The organism is Synechococcus sp. R70.1 (genome assembly GCF_047461675.1).
Lineage (GTDB): Bacteria > Cyanobacteriota > Cyanobacteriia > Thermostichales > Thermostichaceae > Thermostichus.
Map to the genome: position 1 here is coordinate 1 of NZ_JANSHR010000077.1, position 8,698 is coordinate 8,698.

Sequence of the window (8,698 nt, forward strand, 5' to 3'; positions counted from 1 at the left end):
GTTTCCAATTTCTAGGGATCCCCACAAAGGGGGAACTCTACCCCCATTAAACCCAAGCAGGGCAAGGGATGCAAGACCCATTTGCGAGGGATCCGAGAAAAAGTTGGCAAAAGGAGCTTTGGCGAGGGGGCTTTGGGGCCTGAAAGCCTTGTGGCGTAAGGCGTCGAGGGATCCGACGAAAGAATCAGCCTTTTGGGGTTTTGGCGGATCGCTCGCAGAGCTGCGGATACCGTTTTCTTGTGTTTTTGGCAACATGAGGCTCAGGGGGCGGTGAGGAGGGTTTTGGATAGAGCTGAAGCGCCTATAGTGGGGGGAGTTCTCCGGCTTCCGTTGCTGTCGATGTCGGATCTCACCCTCACGGAGAAGCTTCTAGCTGGGATCCAGGCCCAGCAGGCTGGCGACCTGCGGACAGCAGAAGCCATCTACTCAGAAATTCTGGTGGAGTTTCCAGATCAAGCCGACGCTCTCCATCTGCTGGGGACGGTGGCCCACGCCAAAGGGGAGGAGGAATGGGCGGCTGCTTTGATTGCCGAGGCCATTGAGCTCAATCCCCGCGTAGCCCTTTATCACCACAACCTGGGCGTTGTCTATGAGTCTTTGGGGCAACTGGAAAAGGCTCTATCTTGCTATCGGCAGAGCCTGAGCCTCAATCCCAAGGCTTACCTTTCTGCCTTTCAAGCGGGCAAGATTCTTGTTAACCTAGGCCGCCACGAAGAGGCAATCTCCTTGCTGGGCTCCCTGTTAGAAAATCCAGATCCACTAGCAGGGATCCCTTGGGCTGAGGTGCATTTTTATCTGGGGATAGCCCATCGCGAGCAAGGGGAACACAGCGCGGCTCTGGCTCACCTGGAAAAGGCATGGACTTTGGATCCTAACTTGGTGCAAGCCCGCTGGCTTTACCACCTCTATCTGCCGGCTATCTATCAGGATGAACAGGAGCTGCACCGCTTTCGCTTGCGCTTTGTAGAACACCTGGATCGCCTCATTCAGGAGACGCCTCTAGACACCCCAGAGCAGCGGCGGCTTGCCTTTTTAGGGTCAAGTTGGGGAACGCCTCACCTTCTGCAGTACCAGGGCTACGACGACTTGGAGCTGCAGAAGAAATACGCTCAGTTTGTGCAGCGCATTGTGAAAGCCTCCTACCCCGATTGGGAGTATCTCCCCCGGCAAGCCCGGCCAGGGGATCCCATTCGCGTTGGGTTTGTCTCGGCCTCCATGCGCGCTTGCTCCTACAGCCGCCTTTCCTTGGGGTGGGTGAAGTACTTAAAGGCCAGCTCCAAGTGGCCTTTCCAGGTGTTTGCCTATCACTTGGATCCCAGAGTTGATTTCCTGACGGAGCAATACCGTCAGCATGCCGATGTCTTCCGCCACATTCCCACCGGCTTTGAAGAGGCTGCCCGCCAAATTTTGCAGGATCAGCTGGATGTTTTGGTGTACTTGGAAATTGGCCTTTCTCCCCTTATGTTGCAACTGGCGTCCCTGCGGCTAGCCCCAGTCCAATGCTCCACCTGGGCTCATCCCGTTACTTCGGGACTGTCGACCATTGACTACTTTCTCTCCAGCGACCTCATGGAGCCTGAAGATGGGCAGGCCCACTACAGCGAAACCTTGGTTCGACTGCCCCGCCTGGGTACCTGTTTTGAAAAGCCCGTTTTGCCTCCCCAGAGACGTTACCGCGAGGACTTTGGTCTGCCTCAAGAGGCCGTTGTCTATCTCACCTGCCAGTATTTGGGCAAGTACCTGCCGCAATACGACTACCTTTTTCCAGCTATTGCTCGGCAAGTGCCCAGGGCCCAATTTGTCTTCCTGGCCTTGCCCAATGCCGCCATTGGTCAGCGCTTCTGGCAGCGGCTTGCCTCCATCTTTTCCAGCTATGGTCTTGCAGTGGAAGACCACTGTCGAATCTTGCCCGCCTTGGACCACCAAGACTACCTGGATCTCAATCGCTGCGCTAACGTCATGCTGGACTCCTACGGCTGGTCGGGCGGGATCACCACCCTGGAAGCCATTGCTGCCGGCTTGCCGGTGGTCACCTGCCCTGGCCGGTTCCTGCGGGGCCGCCACACCTACGCCATCCTCAAAAGAATGGGCCTTGAGCTTCTAATTGCCCCAGACCTCCAGCGCTACGAAGAGCTGGCCGTACAACTGGGAACGGATCCCCAATTTCGGCAGCAAATCGCTCAGCAAATCCAAGAGCGGCGCGACTTGCTTTTTGAGGATCAAGACTGCGTGGCGGCCTTAGCTCATTTCCTGCGCCAGGCTGTCTGCCAGAAGCTGGCATGCCATACTCTCCCTATAGAAGCCTCCTAGTCCCCCACAGCAAACCCTTTGGTAGAGTAGTACGGCTACTCCAGGGATCGTGGCGGAATGGTAGACGCTACGGACTTAAAATCCGTTGTTCCTCAAGAACGTGAGGGTTCGAGTCCCTCCGATCCCATTACTGCAGCCCTGTTTGCTCTAGCAAGGCAAGTAGAGCCGGAACCGGCACCCAGGCATCCTCCCGATCCAGCTCTGGGCTAGCCAGCAGGGCCACCAGGGCGGGGTCGCAGGTTGGGGCCACTAGGGGAAAGTAGTTTAGCCCCACCACCTGGGCAAGGCTCCAGAAGTAGGGGAGCACGGCATTGCTAGGGAAGATCTCGATGGCAACCGTGCCAGGCTGACAAAAGGCAAGGTTGGTCAGGCCCGCCCCGTGGATCCCCATGACTGCCTCTGCTTTTTGCATCAAGGCTATCTGTTCGGCTAGGGAAAGGGCTTCCAGTTGCACAGGCACAAAGCCCCAGGGGCGCAAGGCCTCCAGCACCTCCGCCTCGTTGATGACCCGCCGCCAGCGTGCAGCACGACGGCTAATGTAAACCCGCCGCGGCAACAAGGGATCCGCCGCCTGCCCCAGAGGAACCAGTTGCTGCAGCACCTTCCAGCCCCTGGGGGTTAGACACCCCACCGGCCCAGCCAGCGAGGGCACAATGAGGTTCTGCGCTTGCAGATGGGATCCCCCCACCTGCTCGAAGCTTAGAAGGCGTTCTGTGGGGATCCCCAGGGCAGCTAAGCTCTGCACCTGGAAGGGCTTGCCCTGGTAGCCGTGGATCAAGATGGGAATGTCCTTTTCGAGGAAGCCGGCGCGGCGTAGAAGATCGAGGGCGGGCAGGATGTCCACCATCCAATGGAAGTAGTTGACTGCCCCCAGGGGTAAGAGGGCAGCAGAGCCCTCCAGCGGAATTGGCGGCGGCAGGTGGGGCAAGTCCCAAATGGGGTGGTGTTCCAGGTGCTCTGACTTCCAGTCCCAGTCGAGAAACTCCGGCGGTGGCAAGCCGGGGGAGACATCGGCCAGCAACTCCCTCCTACGGGTAAGCACGGCGCTGGCAAAGCTGGCGTAGAGGTGGCGGGGATAGTGGCCCACGTGCACGGATCCCTGCGGGATCTGGGCCACAAAGGTCTCGGCCAAGGGGATCCGCTGTGAGCGCAGCTTTTGCCCAATGGCAGGGTCAGCCGTCGGAGGGGCTTGCCGGTAGAGAACCCCTTCTGGATCCAACACCTGGTAGCTGCCCTCGCCCGTGGCCTGGTGCCACTGCCGGGTGGTGAGGTAGCCCTGGCTGGGCACGGGCAGGGAGTCGCCGGCCCTGGGCGATGGGCTCTGGCAGGCCGGGGAAGGGGGGGCTGCCTCTGCAGGGATCCAGCGCTGCCGCCAGAGGCGATACCGCTCTTGCCAAAGCTTGCCCGGGGATCCCTGGAGGGCCTGCTCCAGCTCCAGCCGCAGGGAGCTGTCTCTGCCGCTGCCTTCACACCAAGCCTGCAGCCACTGCCGCTCGGCAGCCAGCGCCTGCTGGAACTTCTCCCAAGCTGCCTGGGAGTTGTCCCGCCGCACCTGGGCCTCCGCCCAGTAGCTGTAGAGCTCTGCTGTCTGGGTGCCCCGCGCCGCTGCCTCCTGAAAGCAGACCACCGCCTGCTCCAGCTTCCCCAGATCCAGCCAAGCTAGGCCCATTTGCACCCAGGGATCCCCCCAGTCCGGCCTTAGCCTGGCCGCTTCTTGGAGAGGGGAGAGCGCCTCGCGCAGCCGGCCCAACTTGAGCAGGGCCAGACCCCAGCGCCAAAAGCTTTCCGCGGCTGTTGGATCCCAGCGGCAGGCTTGCTCAAACCACTCTGCTGCTTCTAGCCACAGCCGACGGCGCTCCTGGACTCGGCCAAGGCGATGGGCGGCCAGCGCCTGCACAGGTTCTAGGTCGGCGGGAAGGGAGCCCTCCACCAGTTGCCGATACAAGGCTGCCGCCTGCGGCCAGTGGCCTCTTTCCCACAGCCCCTCCGCCAGCTCCTGCAGCCCTTTTGCCCAGCAGCGGCTAGCTTCTGGCTCGCTCAGGCCTTTTCCCATTAGCAGCGCCACTCCCTCCTGCCAGGTAAGCTGGGCTTCCAGCTCTCGCCCTAGGAGCAGGTAGGCGGCTCCCAACCACCAGTAGAGCAGGGGATGCTGGGATCCCTGCTCCAACTGCTGCAGCAGGTCTTGGGCAACCGATTCATATGCTCCCTGCTCCCAATGGCTCTGGAGAGGGTCTTGGGCAAGAGGGGTAGAGGCCATGGCTTTTGCTGAGAAGGGAGCTGAGCAGGAGTGTTACAAACTGCAACAACCTCCCCACTCCGGGCGCATCCCCCTAGTATTCTAGGCTTGGCTTCTCCCTCAGGGGTCCGGCGTCCCTACTTCCTCGACGGCAAGAGGGGGGTGGAGCAGGGCTCGTAGTTTTGGTTGGAAACTTTTCGGTAATCGATAAGCGGAGTTTAAGAATCGATGGGTATCAACGCATCCGGCGGCGCCGTCCTCTCCAGTCCGCGTCTTTACCAAACTCTGCCCTTATCGACCATCTCCCAGGCGGAACAGCAGGATCGCTACCTGTCGCGCACTGAGCTGGATCGCCTCGAGGACTTTTTCTCCACTGGCCTAAAACGGCTGGAGATTGCCGAGGTTCTTGCGGCCAATTCTGAAATCATTGTCAGTCGGGCCGCCAACCGCATCTTCACCGGCGGCTCCCCCATGGCCTATCTGGAGCGGCCAGAAGCCACGCAGGATGAGAAAGAGGCCTTCAAGCTGGGCACGGCCTTCTACGTGGAATCCACAGGGGGCTTTATCGAGGCCATCCGCGACCTCTTCAGCGCCAGTGGCGTCGAGATCCCGCCCAACTTCCGCCCCATTAGCATCGCCCGCTACGGGGCTGCCAACATGCGCAAGTCGCTGCGGGATCTAAGCTGGTTCTTGCGCTACGTCACCTACGCCCTTGTGGCCGGGGATCCCAATATCCTTGTGGTTAACACCCGTGGCCTGCGGGAGATTATCGAAAATGCCTGCTCCGCCGAAGCCACCATCGTCGCCCTCCAGGAGATGAAGCGGGCCTCGGCCAGCTACTTCCGCAGAGATGCTGAGGCGGTGGCCATCATCAACCAGTATTTTGACGTCTTGTTGAGCGAGTTCATTGCCCCTGCCCCCTCCGACAAGCTGCGGCAGCGCAATGCCAGCACCGCCGACGGCCTGCCCCTGCAGGGACTCCAACTGCCTCAGGTCTACAGCTTGGCGGCAGAAAAAGTGCCCGTCTTTGCCATGAAGCCGGGGCTCTCCAACGTCGAGAAGGAGGAAGTGATCAAGGCTGCCTACCGGCAGGTGTTTGAGCGGGATATCCGCCGCGCCTATGGCCTCAAGCTGGCCGACTTGGAGTCCAAGGTGAAAAACGGCGAGATCTCCATGAGGGAGTTCATCCGCCGCCTGGGCAAATCAGACCTCTACCGCAAACAGTTCTACGAGCCCTACATCAACAGCCGTGTGGTGGAGCTGGCCTTCCGCCACTTCCTGGGGCGGGCCCCAGAGACCCGCGAGGAGGTGCAGACCTACTTTGCCATCGTCTCCAGCAAGGGCTTGGCAGGTCTGGTGGACGCCCTGGTCGACAGCCGCGAGTACAGCGACTACTTTGGTGAGGAGACGGTGCCCTACCTGCGCAAGCTGGGGGTGGAAGCCCAGACCAGCGCCAACTGGGGGCCCAAGTTCGACCTTTACAACTACGCGGCTCCTCGCCGCAAGGTGCCACAATTTATCACCCTCTTCGCCCGCTACAACCGTCCCCTGCCGGATCAGCACCCCTATGGTGTCGGCAACGACCCGCTGGAGATCCAGTTTGGCGCCATCTTCCCCAAAGAGACCCGCTCCCTCAACGCCAGCCCGGCCCCCTTCAACAAGGATGTCAAGCGCATCCTTATCCGGCGCGGCTTTGCTCTCACCAACGCCCGCACCAACCCCAAGGCGGTCGGGGATCCCGGCAGCCTTGGCCCCAAAGTCTTCAAGCTTACCCAGACCCCTGGGGATCGCAGCCGGCGGCTAGGGGTACGGGCTGGGATTGTTGGCAGCGAAGTCTCGACGCAAGCGGTCATCCGCGCCTGCTACCAGCAGGTGTATGGCTATGTGCCCTACGCCGGCCAACGGCTAACCCGCTGGGAAATCAAGCTGGAATCCGGAGAAATCAGCGTCAGAGAGTTTGTCCGCCAGTTGGCCAAGTCGGATCTCTTCCGCAACAAGTACTGGTCTAGCCTCTACGTCTGCAAAGCCATCGAGTTCATTCACCGCAAGCTGCTGGGCCGGCCCACCTACGGGCGGCAGGAGATGAACCGCCTGTTCGACATTGCCTCCAAGCAGGGCTTCTACGCCGTGGTAGACGCCATCCTCGACAGTGAGGAGTACCAGCAGGTCTTCGGGGAAGACATCGTGCCCTACGAACGCTACCTCACCCCTGCTGGCCTAGCGCGGCGGCGGATGCGCCCTGGATCCAGCGACATGGCCGTGGTTACCCGGCCCATCCGCACCGACGACGATATCCCCCTCTTCGTCAAGCTGGGCCAGCCTCAGGACAAGCCCTCCGGCGAGCTGGAAATCCAGCGGCGCGTCCAGCAAGGGGTGCCCAGGATTCGTCAGGAGATCCCTGTCTTCAAGCTCACCAGCTTGGCCAACAAAGCCGAGGTCAACAACCTCATCCGCGCTGCTTACCGGCAGATCTTCGAGCGCGACATGGACATCTACAACATCAGCGCCGAGCTTAGCTCTGCCGAGTCTAAGCTGCGCAATGGCGAGATCACCGTCAAGGAGTTTATCGAGGCGCTGGGGTGCTCCGAACTGTACCGCGCTGAGTTCTATGCCCCCTACCCCAACACCAAGGTCATCGAGCTGGGCACCAAGCACTTCCTAGGCCGCGCACCCCTAAACCAGCAGGAGATCCGCAAATACAACCAGATCTTGGCTACCCAGGGGTTAAAGGCCTTCGTGCGCGCCCTGCTCAACACCCAGGAGTACCGGGATCTCTTTGGCGAGGACACGGTGCCCTACCGCCGCTTCCCCACCCTGCCGGCAGCCAACTTTCCCAACACCCAAGAGCTATATGGCCGCCTCACCAAGCAAAACAAAGAGTTGGTGGTACCTAGTTTTAGGCCGGTGGGGAAAAACGATCGCAGCTAGCTCCTTTTTGCTCTTGGGAGAGGGCTAGGCGGCGTAGCCCAAGTGTCGCAGTGCTGCAGGGGTAACTACCCGCCCGCGGGGTGTGCGCTGCAGATAGCCAATCTGCAGGAGATAGGGCTCGTACACCTCCTCGATGGTCTGGGGATCCTCGCCGGTTATGGCCGCCATTGTCTCCAGGCCCACCGGCCCTCCCCCAAACTGCTCCACCAGTAGGGTTAGCAACTTGCGATCCGTCCAGTCCAAACCCATGGGATCCACCTGGAACAACTCCAAAGCAGCAATGGCAACCTCGCGGCTGATGTGGCCATTGCCCCGAACCTGGGCATAATCGCGCACTCGCTTGAGAAGGCGGTTGGCTATGCGAGGCGTGCCTCGAGAGCGGCGAGCGATCTCCTCGGCTCCCTCCCGATCAATGGAGGTGTTCAAGAGGCGGGCGCTGCGCAACACAATTTCCGCCAGCTCGTGAGGCTCGTAGAAGCGCAGCCGCTGCACCTGACCAAAGCGATCCCGCAGCGGCGAGGTTAGAGCGCCAATGCGGGTAGTGGCTCCGATGAGAGTAAAGCGCTCCAGGGGTATGGAGGTAATGCGGGCAGAGCGGCCTTTGCCAATGGTGATATCGAGGCGAAAATCTTCCATTGCCGGATAGAGCAATTCCTCCGTAACCTTAGGCAGGCGGTGGATCTCGTCGATAAACAGCACGTCGCCCCGCTTGAGACGCACCAAGTAGCCAGCAATGTCGCGGGGGCTCTCCAGCGCTGGAGCCGTGGTCATGTAGAAGCGGGATCCCATCTCCGCTGCCAGCACTGCCGCCACGGTGGTTTTGCCCAGGCCAGGGGGCCCGTAGAACAAGAGGTGATCCAGAGGCTCCCCGCGGGCGCGGGCGGCTGCAATGGCAATCGAGAGCACTTCCTTGAGCTCCGTCTGGCCGATGTACTCAGCTAGGGTGCGCGGGCGCAAGGAGTCTTCCTGGGCTTCGCCAGCCTGAGCCTGGGGCTGCAGCAGCCCCCTTCCTGCTTCGCTTGCGTCAAGAGGCGACTCTGGGCTTCGTTCTCGAGAAGAAATAATTGCCATCTGTTACCTGCAGATACAACGGCCCAACTTTAACTTTAAAAGGCCAAAGGGGAAAACGTCGCGGTCTTTCTAGCCGCCAGGAGAATTGCGGCAACCAAAAAAACCCCTGGCGCTGGGGCCAGGGGAAGTAGAGTCAGGAAACCTGGGGAAGCA

At 60.6% G+C, this 8,698-nt stretch carries 4 protein-coding genes and 1 tRNA gene; 3 read left to right on the top strand and 2 right to left on the bottom strand.

Annotated features, from left to right (window positions below):
- The first annotated feature begins 339 nt into the window (after positions 1-339).
- Positions 340-2,310 carry a tetratricopeptide repeat protein gene (locus NW807_RS08975; protein WP_414425886.1) on the top strand — a complete coding sequence of 657 codons (1,971 nt, stop codon included), beginning with the start codon at positions 340-342 and terminating at the stop codon, positions 2,308-2,310.
- 43 nt (positions 2,311-2,353) lie between these two features.
- A tRNA-Leu gene (locus tag NW807_RS08980) sits at positions 2,354-2,437 on the top strand.
- Here the strand turns inward: NW807_RS08980 and NW807_RS08985 are convergent.
- Positions 2,438-4,567 carry a glycosyltransferase 61 family protein gene (locus NW807_RS08985; protein ID WP_414425887.1) on the bottom strand — a complete coding sequence of 710 codons (2,130 nt, stop codon included), beginning with the start codon at positions 4,565-4,567 and terminating at the stop codon, positions 2,438-2,440.
- 207 nt (positions 4,568-4,774) lie between these two features.
- Here NW807_RS08985 and NW807_RS08990 point away from each other — a divergent pair, with 207 nt between their 5' ends.
- Positions 4,775-7,474, top strand: coding sequence for a phycobilisome rod-core linker polypeptide (locus NW807_RS08990; protein WP_414425888.1), 2,700 nt, complete (start codon positions 4,775-4,777; stop codon positions 7,472-7,474).
- Between the two features lie 24 nt (positions 7,475-7,498).
- On the opposite strand, the gene ruvB is transcribed toward NW807_RS08990, so the two are convergent.
- Entirely contained in the window at positions 7,499-8,545 is a 1,047-nt protein-coding gene (ruvB, locus tag NW807_RS08995; RefSeq protein ID WP_414395929.1) for a Holliday junction branch migration DNA helicase RuvB, read from the bottom strand.
- Between the last annotated feature and the right edge of the window lie 153 nt (positions 8,546-8,698).